Annotated in this window: 13 protein-coding genes; 8 read left to right on the forward strand and 5 right to left on the reverse strand. The window is 43.6% G+C overall.

Annotation, left to right across the window (positions count from 1 at the left end; genetic code table 11):
- The first annotated feature begins 3 nt into the window (after positions 1–3).
- On the forward strand, positions 4–1,005 hold the full coding sequence (gene proX, locus L4D74_RS11755) for a glycine betaine/L-proline ABC transporter substrate-binding protein ProX (protein WP_428752291.1): 1,002 nt from the start codon (positions 4–6) through the stop codon (positions 1,003–1,005).
- A 112-nt stretch (positions 1,006–1,117) separates the two neighbouring features.
- Here proX and motY read toward each other — a convergent pair whose 3' ends face one another.
- Positions 1,118–2,002 carry a flagellar protein MotY gene (gene motY, locus L4D74_RS11760; protein ID WP_428752417.1) on the reverse strand — a complete coding sequence of 295 codons (885 nt, stop codon included), beginning with the start codon at positions 2,000–2,002 and terminating at the stop codon, positions 1,118–1,120.
- Positions 2,003–2,344: 342 nt separating this feature from the next.
- On the opposite strand from motY, the gene rnt reads away from it, so the two are divergent.
- Positions 2,345–2,998, forward strand: coding sequence for a ribonuclease T (gene rnt, locus L4D74_RS11765; protein WP_428752292.1), 654 nt, complete (start codon positions 2,345–2,347; stop codon positions 2,996–2,998).
- Between the two features lie 26 nt (positions 2,999–3,024).
- Entirely contained in the window at positions 3,025–4,350 is a 1,326-nt protein-coding gene (locus L4D74_RS11770) for a Na+/H+ antiporter family protein (RefSeq protein ID WP_428752293.1), read from the forward strand.
- A gap of 62 nt (positions 4,351–4,412) precedes the next feature.
- Here L4D74_RS11770 and L4D74_RS11775 read toward each other — a convergent pair whose 3' ends face one another.
- Positions 4,413–7,379, reverse strand: a complete 2,967-nt coding sequence (locus tag L4D74_RS11775; RefSeq protein WP_428752294.1) for a polysaccharide lyase family 8 super-sandwich domain-containing protein — start codon at positions 7,377–7,379, stop codon at positions 4,413–4,415.
- Between the two features lie 152 nt (positions 7,380–7,531).
- Positions 7,532–7,867, reverse strand: a complete 336-nt coding sequence (locus L4D74_RS11780; protein ID WP_428752295.1) for a Grx4 family monothiol glutaredoxin — start codon at positions 7,865–7,867, stop codon at positions 7,532–7,534.
- Positions 7,868–8,180: 313 nt separating this feature from the next.
- On the opposite strand from L4D74_RS11780, the gene sodB reads away from it, so the two are divergent.
- The 3 genes from sodB to L4D74_RS11795 all read left to right on the forward strand — a co-directional run bounded on the left by sodB (position 8,181) and on the right by L4D74_RS11795 (position 10,289).
- Positions 8,181–8,765, forward strand: coding sequence for a superoxide dismutase [Fe] (gene sodB / locus L4D74_RS11785; protein ID WP_428752296.1), 585 nt, complete (start codon positions 8,181–8,183; stop codon positions 8,763–8,765).
- A 141-nt stretch (positions 8,766–8,906) separates the two neighbouring features.
- Entirely contained in the window at positions 8,907–9,410 is a 504-nt protein-coding gene (locus L4D74_RS11790; RefSeq protein ID WP_428752297.1) for a VC2046/SO_2500 family protein, read from the forward strand.
- Between the two features lie 204 nt (positions 9,411–9,614).
- On the forward strand, positions 9,615–10,289 hold the full coding sequence (locus tag L4D74_RS11795; protein WP_428752298.1) for an SDR family oxidoreductase: 675 nt from the start codon (positions 9,615–9,617) through the stop codon (positions 10,287–10,289).
- Positions 10,290–10,428: 139 nt separating this feature from the next.
- Here the strand turns inward: L4D74_RS11795 and adhE are convergent, their stop codons facing one another.
- Entirely contained in the window at positions 10,429–13,131 is a 2,703-nt protein-coding gene (gene adhE, locus L4D74_RS11800; RefSeq protein ID WP_428752299.1) for a bifunctional acetaldehyde-CoA/alcohol dehydrogenase, read from the reverse strand.
- 663 nt (positions 13,132–13,794) lie between these two features.
- Here adhE and L4D74_RS11805 point away from each other — a divergent pair.
- Positions 13,795–14,433: a YchE family NAAT transporter gene (locus tag L4D74_RS11805; RefSeq protein WP_428752300.1), complete on the forward strand. Its 639-nt coding sequence runs from the start codon at positions 13,795–13,797 to the stop codon at positions 14,431–14,433.
- A gap of 102 nt (positions 14,434–14,535) precedes the next feature.
- Complete coding sequence (locus L4D74_RS11810) at positions 14,536–15,378, forward strand: ion transporter (protein ID WP_428752301.1); 843 nt, start codon at positions 14,536–14,538, stop codon at positions 15,376–15,378.
- Positions 15,379–15,457: 79 nt separating this feature from the next.
- On the opposite strand, the gene asd is transcribed toward L4D74_RS11810, so the two are convergent.
- A complete protein-coding gene (gene asd / locus L4D74_RS11815; RefSeq protein ID WP_428752302.1) occupies positions 15,458–16,570 on the reverse strand; it encodes an aspartate-semialdehyde dehydrogenase in 1,113 nt (370 codons plus the stop codon).
- Between the last annotated feature and the right edge of the window lie 74 nt (positions 16,571–16,644).

Raw genomic sequence — 16,644 nt, forward strand, 5'->3', positions numbered from 1 at the left:
TGAATGAAAGTTACCCGTATCATGCTGTTGGCTAAGCTATTTATTACTCTCACTTTTTCCGCACTACTGCCAGCAGCCCCTCAACCGACCCTGCAACCTATTCAATCAGATATTTCGGAAGAAAGTTTTCAAACCATGCTGGTTATCGAAAGCTTAAAACAGTTGGGATATGAAATCGCCCCAACAAAAACTATGAGTTATGACGAAGCGTATCTATATGTCAGCGCACACCCAGAAGCTTTTTTCGCTGCAGGATGGCTACCTCTTCATCAAGACAAGTACCGTGCTGCCAATGCCAGTAAATCGCTTTATCTTGGGGGGAACTATGTTCCACGATCCGCTCAGGGCTATATGATCGACAAAAAAACGGCCCTGAAATACGATATAACGCATATTGACCAACTTAAAGATCCTCAGATAGCCAAACTATTTGATCACACTGACGATGGGATAGCAGATTTAGTTGGTTGTAAAGAAGGCTGGGGCTGCGCTGAAGTTATCAATCATCAAATCGAGCGTTTTGGCATTATTAAAACCGTGTCACACCACCAAGGGGACTATGACACCCTTATGGCTGAGACAATACAGCGCTATCAAGATGGCAAACCTATTCTTTACTACACATGGACACCAAACTGGGTCGCTAATGCCTTAATTCCCAATGAAGATACCGTATGGCTTGAAGTACCATTTTCTGCACTTCCAGGCTCTAGACAAAAGATAGATACCACATTACCTCATGGTCGTAACTTCGGATTCGAAGTCAATACACAACATATTGTCGCAAATAAGTCCCTAGTGTTGCACAACGCAGACATTCACCGATTATTTGAAGTAATGCGCCTAGCAACCAGCGATATAAGTAAAGAGAACTGGCATCAAAACAACAGTAATACTGACGGTTACAGTGCCGCTGAATATACGAAAAAATGGATAGAGGAAAACAAACCAACATTTTCTGCATGGATAGAGGAAGCAAAAAACGCGAAAGAAGTAAAAAAATAAAGCCCCAAAAAGCTTGGTCCATCTAATCAAGCACACACTACGACTGTGCTTGATTAGGTTGCGTTTGTGACGGCATAGTCTAGCGATACTCTGTCGTTAGCCTAACTCAGCATCATACCTCAGTCCGACCAAATGAAATTACAACACGCTGATTCTTTGCTTTACCTATTGGAGATGAGTTGTCTGCAATAGGGCGACGCTTTCCATAACCTTGAACTTGGATTCGATCTTTTGGTAAGCCAAGCGATTGAAAATAATCTTGCAGTATCGTGGCACGTTTTTCGGACAACCGTTGACTCTCGCTCTTTGTTTCTGATGCGTCTGTATAAGTAGACACTAAAACCAAATCAATATTTTGATTATAGCGAACGTACTCGGCTATTTGTTGTAGCCGGTGTTGAGATGTTTTATTTAGCTGTTCACTATTGGCATCATAGTGCAGGATCGTAAACGAGATATCTTCAAAACTATATGGCAATAAGTTGGCGATACAGTCGCTAAATACATTGTATTTAGCCTGAAATAGCACAGAGGACAAGGATACTTCGATACGTTCGTCGCGGCTCTGCCAATCTTGATAACTAAACGTCGGATAACGCCCTTTCTCTAACTCACTGAGTAAGCTCCATGCGCCTTGCCCACCGACATAACCGTTAAACTGTCGGAAAAACTGCAAATTGGAAATACGGTCTGCACTGTCTCCTGGCCGCCAGGGTGGTGGCAAAGAAACTAAGCTAACATTTCGAGTTTCTCCCATCGAACGTAACATTTTCAGTTCAAAATCGAGATTCATTTTCTTACCCGCTTTAGCGGTAAACTGTGCGTCTCCAAAATTAGGAATAGGGTGCACCAATTGACACTCCAGCGGTGTATTCATCACCATTTCCCATTGAGATTGAGTCGGCGTGGCCACATAGCGCTTTTCTATTGCCGCTTCAACCTGAGGCGCCAGCAAGCAAGATAACAATGGCAAGGTGAATAAGGCTTTTAATTTCATAAAGATATATAACTCGACTCTTACAGCGTAGCGGCATGGGATTGCCGCTATGCCGCCTATTAATTCTAACTCCTTTTTACGTTGCAAAAATCTAGCCAGTTTCACTGACGCCACGTTTAAGTAAAAACCGCTGATTAATTTACGCACAACCATCGCATTTTAACCGGGTTGATATGCGCACATTAGCATCAACTAAATACACATAATGAGCTTTAGCTTTACTGTTAACGAATAGATTCAATAAATAGCGACAAATATTGGCTAAATTAAATGCAGTAGCAGGTATGTTATAGGTGAATAATCTGCAATAATGCAACCTTCGTCACCATTGATAGATCTAAAATGACTGTAGAAAACGAAGCTCTCACCTTAAAAAAGCGATTCCGTGGCTATTTTCCTGTAGTTGTCGATGTAGAGACGGCTGGATTTAACGCCAAGACCGATGCTTTACTCGAAATTTGTGCCATCACATTAAAAATGGACGATGCCGGGGATCTTGTCCCTGCGAGTGTTTTACACTACCACATTGAACCATTCGAAGGCGCTAACCTGGAAAAAGAAGCGTTAGAGTTTATAGGTATTCGTGACCCTTTTAGTCCACTTCGTGGGGCGGTTTCTGAGCAAGAAGCGCTAAAAGAAATCTACAAAGTCATTCGTAAAGAACAGAAGCAGCATGATTGCAGTCGCGCCATCATGGTCGCACATAATGCTAACTTCGATCATAGTTTTGTCAGTGCTGCGAATGAACGTTCAAAATTAAAACGTGTCCCTTTCCATCCTTTCGCTACATTTGATACCGCTACCTTAAGTGGCCTTGCTTTCGGTCAAACCGTTTTGGCGAAAGCTTGTAAAACAGCAGGGATGGAATTTGATAATAAAGAAGCCCACTCGGCACTCTACGATACTCAGAAAACCGCTGAGCTATTTTGCCGAATCGTTAATAAGTGGAAAGCCCTTGGTGGTTGGCCGCTCACTAACGATGATGATCAACAATAATACAAACACAACTTTTAGAGCTTAATATGAACCCTGTCGTTATTTCCGTTTGCATCATGCTGCTGCTAGCACTAATGCGCGTCAACGTTGTCGTTGCGTTGACTTTTAGTGCCATCGTTGGCGGTGTCGTTTCTGGTATGTCACTCACTGACGCTGTTAGTGCCTTTGAAGGTGGCTTAGGTGGAGGCGCAACTATTGCACTAAGCTACGCCATGCTTGGTACCTTTGCCGTTGCTATCTCGAAATCAGGCGTGACTGACTTACTTGCACAAAATGTTATTAAACGCATTCACGGCAAAGAGAATGCCGCTTCAGCAACGGGACTTAAGTATGCCGTGCTTATTGCCCTTATTCTCGTTACCGTCTCTTCTCAAAATATCATTCCTGTGCATATCGCCTTCATTCCAATTTTGATCCCACCTCTATTGGGCGTTTTTGCCAAGATGAAGCTTGACCGTCGCCTTGTCGCCTGTGTTCTAACATTCGGACTAGTGACACCCTATATGATCCTACCGGTTGGTTTTGGTGGTATTTTCTTAAATAACATCTTGTTAAAGAATCTACACGATAACGGCCTAGAGAGCATCACTGCGGCACAAGTCCCTATGGCCATGATTCTCCCAGCGATTGGTATGGTTACCGGACTGCTCGCTGCTGTGTTCTTTAGTTATCGCAAGCCTCGTGAATACCAAGAAACAGAATTAACGCATGTCGATACCGAGCCAACGCACATAAATAAGAAAAACATCTATGTTGCGTTGACTGGGATTGTGGTTGCCTTAGCAGTACAACTAACATCTGGGTCAATGATCATAGGTGCGCTAGCCGGTTTCATGGTCTTTACATTTGGTGGCGTCATTGCGTGGAAAGAAACACAAGACGTGTTTACCAAAGGTGTTCACATGATGGCTATGATTGGCTTTATTATGATTGCGGCAGCAGGTTTTGCGGCAGTTATGAAGCAAACTGGTGGCGTAGAGTCATTAGTTGAAGCTTTGTCCACCAGCATTGGCAACAATAAGCCACTTGCAGCACTACTCATGCTTATCGTTGGACTACTAGTTACAATGGGCATTGGCTCTTCTTTCTCTACCATTCCAATTCTAGCAACCATTTATGTCCCTCTTGCCCTTGCGTTTGGTTTTTCCCCAATGGCTACCGTTGCTCTAGTTGGAACCGCAGCAGCACTTGGTGACGCAGGCTCTCCCGCCTCGGATTCCACATTGGGTCCAACATCTGGTCTAAACGCCGATGGTCAGCATGAGCATATCTGGGAAACCGTTGTTCCTACATTCGTTCACTACAACCTACCATTGATTGTCTTTGGTTGGATTGCGGCAATGACGTTGTAAACAAAAAAAGCGGGAGAACCAAATCTCCCGCTTTTCTCTAGCAGCACTCTACTTTCTAGGCTTTATCTATTTTCAACGGTAATAATCGCAGGCATACCACTATATAGTTGCTGCCTGTAATCATAAGCTTTCTCATCCTCATTTCCCGGTAAGTTGAACAGTAGCTCACTCCCCTCAGAAATCGACGCCACAGATACCTCTTGTCCTTCAACAAACTTTTGCGTAGGTCCTTGTGTATCGTAACGATAGGTGCCTTCATGTAAGTTGATGGACGTCGTCACTCGCAGCTCATTCTTAACCGCTTTTAACGTCACACCAAATTTATGCTTTGTCCCCTCATCATGCACGACTTCTTTATTATGCGCAGTAGGATTTTGTGCCGTGATACGCCAACCTTGTGGGAGCTTTGTCATTTGCAACAGCATCGGTTGAGCGGCAGTTATGGTGTTCTCCCCCAGCGTTACAGTACCAGCTTGGTGAAATACAACCTGGTAGATATCTTGTTCATCATCATTAAACCGAATGCCTTGCGCATTACTGGTGTTTATAACCGTCAAATGTTTTTCAAAATACGCCATTTTAGCGGGCATCTCTGTTGCTATAGCGTTTGGCACCAATACATAATGATAGAACTGCTCATCATCTTTTGGTTCAGCAGTATGATTTACTGCTAGCAAAAAGACAGGATCATCCCCTATTGTCGGCAATGTATCTTTAACACCCGATCCCGTCACTAACAGATGGCGCTGCTTCTGCCCTGAGTTAGGAAAAGTAATATAACCAACCCTTCCTTGATGAAACCACGCCGGATCGCTACTACCAACTTTTTTATCCTTTACGATACAACAATCAATCGTGTCAGTTCCCTGCTCTTTGGTGTAATAAGTGATAGTGTCGAACCAACGTGGTTGATCAATCGTGGTTATAATCGATTGGTATGTACTGGAATCATTATCTCGCTCAACACGAGCAACATCGCTCCCTAGAGCAACAACCGCTTCGCTTAGGTAAAAGACACTTTTCTTCGCCGTTGCACTGGTATAGGTGTTCTCACTGCCATAATGGAAGCTCGCCAATCCAGTAAAGCCATCACTTAGTGTCCCAGCAAACGGGCTTGGATTAAACGCATCTTGCTCAGATTGCATAGGTATACCGTCTGTCTTCAACTCTTCGGTTATACCTGGTATCGCGTGCCAGTCCCAGTTATAACGGGCATCGGTATATTCGTTTCCCAGTACTTTGATTTGTAACACTCCCGACCCGTTGTGCATACCTGGAGCTTGGTGAAAACTCTCTGCACCTCTGGTTCTTGAAGATTGCATTTTAAATGAAGAGTACCAAGAAGCTTTCGGGTCAGCGTCGTTTCGGTGTACCAACATATCCGAGTTCCAAAATGCGGTTGTTGAAGTGTTGCTATGGGTTTGCTCAACTAAATCTTCTTGCAGTTGCGTGAGCTCAGCGGAGCGCCCAAACTCCATATCACCACTCGCATCTTCGATATGCGTAATCGCCTTGTTGATGTTCTTGGAGCCGAATATATTGGCGTTGCTTGATAAGAAGGTACGACCTGCTGCCTGAAAATCGAGGGCATCTTTATATATTAAGCGATCGTAGCTATATAGCATGACTTCCGTGGTTTCTTCAAAGGTCGTTGCGCTCATTGCCCATTGAGTGCCTTGCAATAGATGAGCAACCTCGAACACTGATTCAGCGTACCATTCAAACCCATACGCCAACATCGCCATGTCCTGTCGGTGACTAACATGATGCGATAACGACCCGTCTGGCAGATAACCTGATTGACCATATTTGTACGGGCGCCGACTATTAGTATCTCCCCATACTTTGAGATCGCTAAAGCTACCTGTCGGTGTCCATTCGGGAAAAATTGATGTGTTGAGTTTTTTAAACGGTGCGTAATCTTCGTACCACCACTCTAGATCAGTTATCGGGCGATTATAGTCTCTCCACAAACCGACCAACACCGACCAAGAACGTAATCGATGCCCCCTATTCGCGTCGGCCCATGTTCCTGGTGATTTAGACATATCTTCCGTTAAAAAATAACGGAGTCTTTCTGGATCACGGTCGCTTTCTGGAATATCAAACGCAATCTGATAGTACGCATTCACGTTGGTTAAAAATGTCGTCGCTTCAGTATCACTACCTTGGCTTTTTTGATAAGTCTCTTCAAATATATAAACTAAAGGTAAGGAAAGAGCATCGAGAAACCGCCATTGGTGAGTGCGATCGGCATGAGTGAAATTTTTGTTTGAAGCAAACCCTTTATGAGGAAATATCACGGCTAAACGATTGAACGCTTTAACAATGGAGACTCTAATCAATTCCTTTCTGTCCCGATCGGATTCAGAGTAATAAGCATACCCTAGGCCACCAATCCGATTAACGGCTTCCTCGAACTCTTTACCATTTACCGTGGACTTGTTCGCTGACAAATCCGCTTTATAAATACTCAAGTCGGTAAATGAGCCATTATTTTCGCGCAGCATTTTTGTCAAACTGTCCACTTCAGATTGACTGTAATAACGATCTCCCCACATTCGCTTACTAGAGAGTACGAACTCCTTTAATCGATCAAAGTAAGTTTGCCATTGGGTCTGAGTCACCTCATCTATTGTTACATCTCGGCTTGCAACAAGTTGTCCATCGGCATCAAACACACCCACGGCTAACTCCGTTTCACCCACACTTTTAACCGTTTGCCCCTTAGCAACAACGAATTCACCTCTCGGGACACCACTATAGTCAACATAGGTTCTAAGTTCGTAGCGTTCTTCATTATTGGGGTCAACGGTAAGCAGTTTATAATCGTAATCTTTAGCTACAGCACTTTTGCTTAACCCAATCGACCCTATCACTACCGAATTCTCTGCACTACCCACTTGAATTTCAAAGGTATCCCCCTCTATTTCAATGGTTTCAAGTGTCGACGCCTGTAGTGCGGGCACCGCAGTCATACATGCAGCGATTAGTACGACTACAATGTTTCTCACCGTCAGTTGCAACATAGAACCTCCTTACTTTACTACTCATCAGTCTAGTAGTGGATTCTAATTAATCCTAAGTAAATCCATGATGTCTCAAAAATAGAAAAGGCCCATCCAATAAATGGACAGGCCTTTAACATAATGTAGCTTACCGTCAATGTCACAAACGGTAACTACTCAGCATCACCAGCGTTGCGCGCGGCTGCTTCTTTAATTAAAGGTTGAAGCTCGCCTTTCTGGAACATTTCCATGATGATGTCACAACCACCAACTAACTCACCTTCAACCCATAGTTGTGGGAACGTCGGCCATTGTGCATAGCTTGGCAATTCTGCGCGGATATCCGGGTTTTGCAGAATATCAACATAAGCAAACTTCTCACCACAACCCATTAGAGCTTGCGCTGCCTGTGAAGAAAAGCCACAACTTGGTAGTTTTGGTGAGCCTTTCATATAAAGAAGGATCGTGTTTTCTTCAATTTGCTGTTTGATTTTATCGATAGTTTCCATTGCTTCCTCGAAATACTAGTACTGCGGATGTGTTCACATTCTAGCGAATCGGCGCAGAATAAAAAGCACAATAATTATAAGGTTATAGTCGTGTTCACAATTGTCGATGTTATTAAACATATTTCAATTATAAACGCCCCTTTAAAGACTGATGAGTAAAGACTCAGTGCAAGAAAATCAGACATAACTCTTTTAATAAAGTAAAAACTTGCTAAAATAACAATCAGTCAGTCAATACCTTGACTCATATATAAAATAAATTGGAAGCAATCATAGGGTTAGCCCCTTACTACACTCAATGGAGAAGCGAGCAATGGCATTCGAATTACCAGCACTTCCGTACGCGAAAGACGCACTAGAACCACATATCTCAGCAGAGACACTGGATTTCCACCACGGTAAACACCACAACACTTATGTTGTGAAGCTTAACGGCCTTGTTCCTGGTACTGAGTTTGAAGGCAAAACACTAGAAGAAGTTGTTAAGACATCTACTGGCGGTATCTTCAACAACGCTGCACAGATCTGGAACCACACATTCTACTGGCACTGTCTTGCTCCAAATGCAGGCGGTGAACCAACGGGTGCTGTTGCAGACGCAATCAACGCTGCATTCGGTTCTTTTGAAGAGTTCAAAGCAAAGTTCACTGATTCAGCTATCAACAACTTCGGTTCTTCATGGACATGGTTGGTGAAAAAAGCAGATGGCACGCTAGATATCGTAAACACGTCAAATGCAGCTACTCCGCTAACTGAAGAAGGCGTTACACCACTATTGACGGTTGATTTGTGGGAACACGCTTACTACATCGACTACCGCAATGTTCGTCCTGACTACATGAACGGTTTCTGGGCACTTGTTAACTGGTCATTCGTTGAGAAAAACCTAGCTCAATAAGCGAGTATTTCCAACTAGTGATATTAAGCCTGCTTTCGCAGGCTTTTTTGTGTCTTTAAGTAAGAAAAAATCAACTTAGATAAGAAAATACTAAAGTGCCCCCTCGACTCGCCGATAACTCTATTGACCATCGAGGATACTATGCAAATTCATACGTTAGACCAAGCACACTTAATCAACGAATTACAATGTGGAACATCACTTAGTCGTGCTGTTGTACAAGGTCGACGTGCCGATTTTGCTTTGCTGCTTTCTATGCTCAGCAATGACTCCCGAGAAACTTCCGTGATTGAAGACGTTGACTCTTCCATCACTGATGAAGCGCTACTGAAAAAAAGATTTGATGTCCCTACGGCACAAAAGCTAAAAGGGAGCCTAGATGACTACGACAATTCGGCCGCCATTGCTCATCAATTTCATCAAGGTGGTCTCGCCAGCGCCAAACTGCGCCACTATAGTTCCCCTGAACCACTAAGCTTCCAACCAACACATACACAAGGCTTAACCGAAGAGGTATACCAAAACCTGTCCGGGCACACGCGCAGACAACTTACACATGGCACTCCTCATCAGCAACAGGTTGATGTGTTGTACAACCAACTCTCCACCGCTTACCGTAAAGATCAAATTTCCGTTCGCTTATAACCCCTTAAAAAATATGGATAACTACTGCAACAATCAACATTCATGCTACGCGCAATGTGATTTGCTGCAAATTTAACCAAATTAAACCGTACGCATATACAAAACCTTGACGATATTCACAACTCATGCACAGTTTATATACCAAGTTATTAAATCACTGACGTGGCCTATTTAGGCTAACCGAAACCAATTTTCGGAGATTCTATGATCATTAAAGACTCGGTAGTGCTGATTACCTCTGCCGGTACCACGCTAGGTGCCATGCTAGCGATTCATTTCGCCCGTTTGGAAGCGCATGTCTTTCTATGCGACACCAATGCATCCAAACTGCACAATACCTATACCCGCTGCAAAGATATGACGCATCACGTTGAAAAGATCCTGATTGATGACCTTTCTATCCCTAATATTGAACAGCTATTTAATGCTGTTGAGAAGAAATCGGGAAAAGCACCTGACGTACTCGTCAATCACTGGCTTTCGCTACCAAGACAATCTTTAACCGATATTGTTTCAGGTCGGCAGTTTATTACTCAGTTTTCGTTGCTTGCATCTAGTCTATTCATGTTTGGGCAAGTCGCAGCAGAAAGAATGTCTCAGGGACAGTCCGGAGTGATCGTTAATGTGGTAGCACAAGATCCTAACCAAGATCTTAGTGATTTAGATAACACCATGTCGATGGTCTCTGGGTTTACTAAGAGTTGGGCGAAAGAGCTAGAACCTCACAATGTACGTGTTGGTGGCGTCATTCCCATGAAAAGCCATAATTTTAATATTTCCGGGCATTGGGCAGAAATACAAGATGAGCTCACTCGCACTACGGAATACATTGTCACTAATGACTACTTTAGCGGCCGAGTCGTCAGCACTGAGGCCTAAGGTCTAGTCAGCGACAACGGTATAACAGCCCCCTCACAAGCGAAAAAAAGGCCCCTCTTCTAAGAAGAGGGGCCTTTATCTTTTCCCGATGTTGCTTATTTTGATGCAGTATCCGTGCTAGCGAAAACTACGTTCGAAATTAAGCTTCAGCTTTTTGTTTCTTTGCCTTTGCTACAGGTTTAGCTGCAACTTGGTCTTCTGTTTTTTTAATAACAGTCGTACCTTCGAAGGTTTCACCTTCAACAAATGCTTTACCGTAGTAAGAAGCCGTTAGTACTTCTTTCAACTCACTGATTAGTGGGTAACGTGGGTTAGCACCTGTACATTGGTCATCGAACGCTTCAACAGATAGTTGGTCTAGTTTCGCTAGGAAATCAGCTTCTGGTACACCAGCCGCTTGAATAGATAGCGGGATATCTAGAGCAATTTTCAGTTCTTCCAACCATGCTAGTAGACGTTCAATCTTCTGAGCAGTACGGTCACCAACTTGGCTTAGACCTAGGTGGTCTGCTACTTCAGCGTAACGACGACGAGCTTGTGGGCTAGCGTACTGAGAGAATGCCGTTTGTTTAGTTGGGTTATCGTTCGCGTTGTAACGTACAACGTTAGAGATAAGCAGTGCGTTAGCAAGACCGTGTGGTACGTGGAACTCTGCACCCACTTTGTGAGCCATAGAGTGACATACACCTAGGAAAGCATTCGCAAACGCGATACCCGCGATAGTTGCTGCGTTATGTACTTTCTCGCGAGCGATTGGGTCTGCTGCGCCGTTTGCGTAGCTTGATGGTAGGTATTCTTTAAGCATCTTAAGTGCTTGAAGAGCTTGACCATCTGAGTATTCGTTCGCTAGAACAGACACGTAAGCTTCTAGAGCGTGAGTCACTGCATCGTAACCACCAAATGCTGTTAGAGACTTAGGCATGTTCATCACTAGGTTCGCATCAACGATAGCCATGTTTGGCGTTAGCTCGTAATCCGCTAGTGGGTACTTAGCACCTGTTTTGTCGTCAGTAACAACGGCAAATGGCGTTACTTCAGAACCTGTACCAGAAGTTGTTGTGATACATACTAGTTCAGCTTTCTCACCCATTTTAGGGAACTTGTAGATACGTTTACGGATATCCATAAAGCGCATTGCTAGTTCTTCGAAGTGAGTTTCTGGGTGCTCGTACATTACCCACATGATCTTCGCAGCATCCATTGGAGAACCGCCACCTAGTGCTAGGATAACGTCAGGTTGGAAGCTCTTCATTGCTTCTGCACCTTTCTCAACTACAGATAGTGTTGGATCCGCTTCTACATCAAAGAAAGTTTGAACTTCAATGCCTTGAGCTTTAAGTAGCTTAACGATTTCGTCTGCGTAACCGTTATTGAATAGGAAACGGTCAGTAACTAGGAATGCACGTTTCTTACCTTCTAGGTCGCTCATTGCGATTGGAAGGCTACCACGACGGAAGTAGATTGACTTAGGTAGTTTGTGCCACAACATATTTTCAGCTCGCTTCGCTACAGTTTTCTTGTTGATAAGGTGCTTAGGACCTACGTTCTCAGAGATAGAGTTACCACCCCATGAACCACAACCAAGAGTAAGAGAAGGTGCTACGTTAAAGTTGTAAAGGTCACCGATACCACCGTGAGTAGTTGGGATGTTTACAAGAATACGTGCAGTCTTCATCTTGTCACCGAAGTAACGAATACGGTCTGCGTTAGTGTCTTGGTTAGTGTAAAGACCAGATGTGTGACCGATACCGCCAATTTCTACCATTGTTACAGCTTGCTCAACTGCGTTCTCGAAAGAAGACGCACGGAACATACCTAGCGTTGGAGACAGTTTTTCATGAGCGAATTCGTCATCGTAAGAAACTTCGCCAATACCTTCACCAACAAGAATCTTAGTATCTGCAGGAACGCTAACACCAGCCATTTCAGCAATAGCCGTTGCAGGTTGACCTACAATCTTCGCGTTTAGGTTGCCGTCGATTAGCAATACTTTACGAACTTTGTCCGCATCAGCTTTACTTAGTACGTGAGCTTTGTGAGTAGCAAAACGCTCTTTCACTTCGTCATAGACTTCGTCCATTACGATAACTGCTTGCTCAGAAGCACAAACTACGCCGTTATCAAATGTCTTAGACATAAGAACAGAAGCAACAGCACGCTTGATGTCAGCCGTTTCGTCGATAACAACAGGAACGTTACCTGCACCAACACCGATTGCTGGCTTACCTGAAGAGTATGCTGCTTTAACCATGCCTGGACCACCAGTTGCAAGGATAAGTGCAATGCCATCGTGCTTCATTAGCGCGTTAGAAAGCTCTACTGAAGGTTGGTCGATCCAACCAATGATGTCTTTTGGAGCACCCGCTGCTACCGCTGCGTCAAGAACAAGTTTTGCAGCATCGTTCGTTGAGTTTTTAGCGCGTGGGTGTGGAGAGAAGATGATGCCGTTACGAGTCTTCAAAGAGATAAGAGATTTGAAGATAGCCGTTGACGTTGGGTTCGTTGTTGGAACGATACCACAGATGATGCCAACAGGTTCAGCGATAGTCATTGTGCCGAATTCTTCGTTCTCTTCAAGAATCCCACACGTCTTTTCATCTTTGTATTTGTTGTAGATAAACTCAGAAGCAAAGTGGTTTTTAATTACTTTGTCTTCAACAATACCCATGCCAGATTCTGCTACAGCTTGCTGAGCTAGAGGGATACGTGCTTGGTTCGCCGCTAATGATGCTGCACGAAAGATCGCATCAACTTTCTCTTGAGAGTAAGTTGCGAACTCTTTTTGTGCTGCTTCAACACGTGCTACTAGAGCATCTAGTTCAGCCAAATTAGTTACAGGCATAATGAATCTCCTAAAAATAAAAATAAAAAACTAAAAACTTTTTAGTAAGTTAGCTGTTTAAACTAATGAATCACCCATCGGCAGTTCAACTCTACTTAGTAAATTGCTTTCATGGCTGAGTATAATATTTCACGACATGAAAAAAATTGACTCAGATCAGTTCTGAAAAGTAATTTACCTACTTAGTAGTAACCACTAAGGGTAACATCGCATAACCTACTGTTTTTAAAGATATAAAACCCAAGGTAACAGGTGATTAAAAAAGTAACACTTAGATTATTTTTTTAAAAAATCTTACGCAAAATGTAAAAAAGTTTCATTTTCGTACGATTTTTCCAAGTAAACCGCACGATCCGTGCTACAGATAGTATATACAGGCAAGCCAACCCATCCATCAGTTATTGATATTTTATTAAAAACTGAGTCATCGTTAACACTTTCCATACAAAGACAGACTTTCCAGACCAATAGATAGACATAAATCTTCACAACTGGTCATAACTTCTACGCAAGAAAAATGAAAGCGATTCTTGGTGTTTTTTTTATGCGATCCGTTAGTTTTTTTCATTCGCCAAAAAGCCTATGTTGGCGTACATTAGCGCGTGCTGAATTGGCGCTGAGTGTAGCGCTAGGTTTAAATCTCTTTCGTCGAAGAACATCCACATGAATAACATCGAACTTGCTATCTACTTACAGTTTTTCCTTGGCCTTGTCGCTGCGGTTAACCCTGTTGGCATCATGCCAGTGTTTGTCTCTCTTTCAGGGCATATGTCACTAGAAGACAAAAATAAAACCGCGGCTACAGCAAATATTGCCGTGGCGATTATCCTCATTGTTTCTCTACTCGCAGGACAAGTGCTGCTGGATATGTTCAGCATTTCACTCGATTCATTTCGAGTCGCTGGCGGCCTACTATTACTCAGCATTGCATTTTCGATGATGTCGGGGAAATTAGGGGAAGATAAACAGAACAAGCAGGAAAAATCTGAGTATGTCAGCAAAGAGCAGATTGGCGTTGTGCCACTTGCCATGCCATTGATGGCAGGTCCTGGTGCAATCAGCTCCACCATTGTTTACGGATCTCGCTATCCAAACATGCTAGAAACCGTCGGCATCATTATCACCATTGCACTATTTGCTCTCTGTTCATGGCTACTATTCCGTTCAGCGCCTTTAATTGTTCGCTTCCTAGGGCAAACCGGTATCAACGTCATCACTCGTATCATGGGCTTGATCCTTGGCGCTCTTGGCATCGAGTTTATGGCAAATGGTCTACGTGCTCTTTTCCCTGGGTTAGCCTAATCAAAATGGCTCGCTAATTACTCCCGATTAGTGAGCCAAATACCCTTTACTGTCAGAGCGGTATATAATAGTAAGTAATCTTTTCAGCCTGTTACACAGCTAATGACCGACCATAAATTCAAACACAAGCTTTACATCATTATATTTGGTACTCACACTAAAGCTGGCTGGGCATTTGATGTTGCCCTGATCATTGCGATTTTGATGTCTCTTACCGTATTAGTCGTCCACTCCCTTCCTAACGTGGCGGTTGAATGGGGCGAAACGCTAGAAAAATTAGAGTATGCCTTCACTGCGCTTTTTACTATCGAATACCTACTAAGACTCTACTGCTCTCCGAAACCTAAAGCCTACGCCAAAAGTTTCTATGGTGTCGTTGACCTACTGTCGATCTTGCCCACTTATCTTGCCTTACTATTCCCTAGTGCTTCCTTTATGGGCGTATTGCGTTTGCTTCGTGTGATGCGCATTTTCCGAGTCCTGAAACTGGTCCGCTATCTCAAAGACTCGAATATTTTATTGCGCTCTCTTTTAATGGCGAAAAGAAAAATCTTGGTCTTTTTTAGCTGTGTCGCCATCCTCGTGACCATTTTTGGCTCTTTGATCTTTGTTATTGAAGGTCCTGAAAACGGCTTTACCAGCATTCCGCAAAGTATTTATTGGGCCATTGTGACCATTACTACTGTTGGCTATGGTGATTTAGTACCCGCAACCCCATTGGGCAAAGCCATTGCATCGCTCACTATGCTGCTTGGTTATTCTATCCTTGCTGTCCCGACAGGTATTATTACTGCTGAGCTCAATAACGAAATGCATGCACATCGAAATCTGGTTAAATGTCCTAACTGTTCACAGTCAGGCCATGAAAGCGACGCGCTGTATTGCAAACACTGTGGCAGTGAACTCGCAGAGCCAGATAAACGAATAATCAATCCTGAAGAGTAATTAACTGCATTACTTTTTAATGAGCATAAAAAAAGCGCCTTACGGCGCTTTTTTCTTTGAGTAGTTTGTATCAGGACAATTATCGTTGAGATAAAATGATACGCAGTGTACGTCTTAGGGGCTCAGCGGCTCCCCATAGCAGTTGGTCACCCACTGTGAACGCGTTTAAGAAGTCATTGCCCATTGCCATCTTACGAAGACGGCCTACAGGGATAGACATCGTTCCTGTTACTTTTGCTGGCGTTAATTCTTGAGCCGTAATATCACGCTCATTAGGAATAACTTTAACCCAATCGTTGTGAGTGGCGATAATCTCTTCAACCTCATCCATTGGGACATCTTGCTTGAGTTTGATCGTCAGTGCCTGCGCGTGACAGCGCATCGCGCCAATTCGCACACACGTACCATCAATGGCGACAGGGTTATCTTGCGAGCCTAAGATTTTGTTCGCTTCAACGCCTGCTTTCCATTCCTCTTTGCTTTGGCCATTTTCACGTTTCACATCAATCCATGGAATTAATGAGCCTGCAAGCGGTACGCCAAACTGGTCGGTAGGGAAAGAAGAAGAACGAATAGTGTCAGCAACCTTACGGTCAATATCTAGAATTGAACTCGCTGGGTTTGCTAGCTCAGAAGTGACTGCGTCATTCACAACACCCATTTGGCCGATCAACTCACGCATGTTCTTTGCGCCAGCACCAGAAGCGGCTTGATAGGTCATAGCGCTAGTCCATTCCACCAGCCCTTTTTCAAAGAGGCCGCCGAGCCCTAGTAACATAAGACTTACAGTACAGTTACCACCGACAAAGGTATTCAAACCTTTATGGATGCCTTCTTGAATTTGCGTCAAGTTAACTGGATCTAACGTGATGATAGAGTCACTTTCCATACGAAGTGTTGAAGCGGCATCAATCCAGTAGCCTTTCCAGCCTGCTTGCTTAAGCGCAGGGTATACTTTTTCAGTGTAGCTGCCGCCTTGGCAGGTAATGATAGCGTCAAGCTGTTTGAGGCTATCAATATTGTAGGCATCTTGAAGTAGTCCTGCATCCTTACCGAAATTAGGCGCAGGGATACCAATTTGAGAAGTGCTGTAAAATACTGGTTCGATTACATCAAAGTCTTTCTCTTCGACCATGCGCTGCATCAATACCGATCCAACCATGCCACGCCAACCAACTAAACCAACTCTCATCCAATTACTCTCCATGTGATATTTAAAATGCTTCCCCCATCTATAAAATTTTCGAGACAAGAAAACAAGCGCAA

It is taken from the genome of Vibrio cionasavignyae (assembly GCF_050337155.1).
Lineage (GTDB): Bacteria > Pseudomonadota > Gammaproteobacteria > Enterobacterales > Vibrionaceae > Vibrio > Vibrio nomapromontoriensis.

Coding starts and splice junctions, on each gene's coding strand:
- sodB (WP_428752296.1), top strand. CDS start 8,181: ATGGCATTCGAATTACCAGCACTTCCGTACGCGAAAGACGCACTAGAA.
- L4D74_RS11780 (WP_428752295.1), bottom strand. CDS start 7,867: ATGGAAACTATCGATAAAATCAAACAGCAAATTGAAGAAAACACGATC.
- rnt (WP_428752292.1), top strand. CDS start 2,345: ATGACTGTAGAAAACGAAGCTCTCACCTTAAAAAAGCGATTCCGTGGC.
- L4D74_RS11775 (WP_428752294.1), bottom strand. CDS start 7,379: ATGTTGCAACTGACGGTGAGAAACATTGTAGTCGTACTAATCGCTGCA.
- proX (WP_428752291.1), top strand. CDS start 4: ATGAAAGTTACCCGTATCATGCTGTTGGCTAAGCTATTTATTACTCTC.
- L4D74_RS11810 (WP_428752301.1), top strand. CDS start 14,536: ATGACCGACCATAAATTCAAACACAAGCTTTACATCATTATATTTGGT.
- motY (WP_428752417.1), bottom strand. CDS start 2,002: ATGAAATTAAAAGCCTTATTCACCTTGCCATTGTTATCTTGCTTGCTG.
- L4D74_RS11795 (WP_428752298.1), top strand. CDS start 9,615: ATGATCATTAAAGACTCGGTAGTGCTGATTACCTCTGCCGGTACCACG.
- L4D74_RS11805 (WP_428752300.1), top strand. CDS start 13,795: ATGAATAACATCGAACTTGCTATCTACTTACAGTTTTTCCTTGGCCTT.
- L4D74_RS11790 (WP_428752297.1), top strand. CDS start 8,907: ATGCAAATTCATACGTTAGACCAAGCACACTTAATCAACGAATTACAA.
- L4D74_RS11770 (WP_428752293.1), top strand. CDS start 3,025: ATGAACCCTGTCGTTATTTCCGTTTGCATCATGCTGCTGCTAGCACTA.
- asd (WP_428752302.1), bottom strand. CDS start 16,570: ATGAGAGTTGGTTTAGTTGGTTGGCGTGGCATGGTTGGATCGGTATTG.
- adhE (WP_428752299.1), bottom strand. CDS start 13,131: ATGCCTGTAACTAATTTGGCTGAACTAGATGCTCTAGTAGCACGTGTT.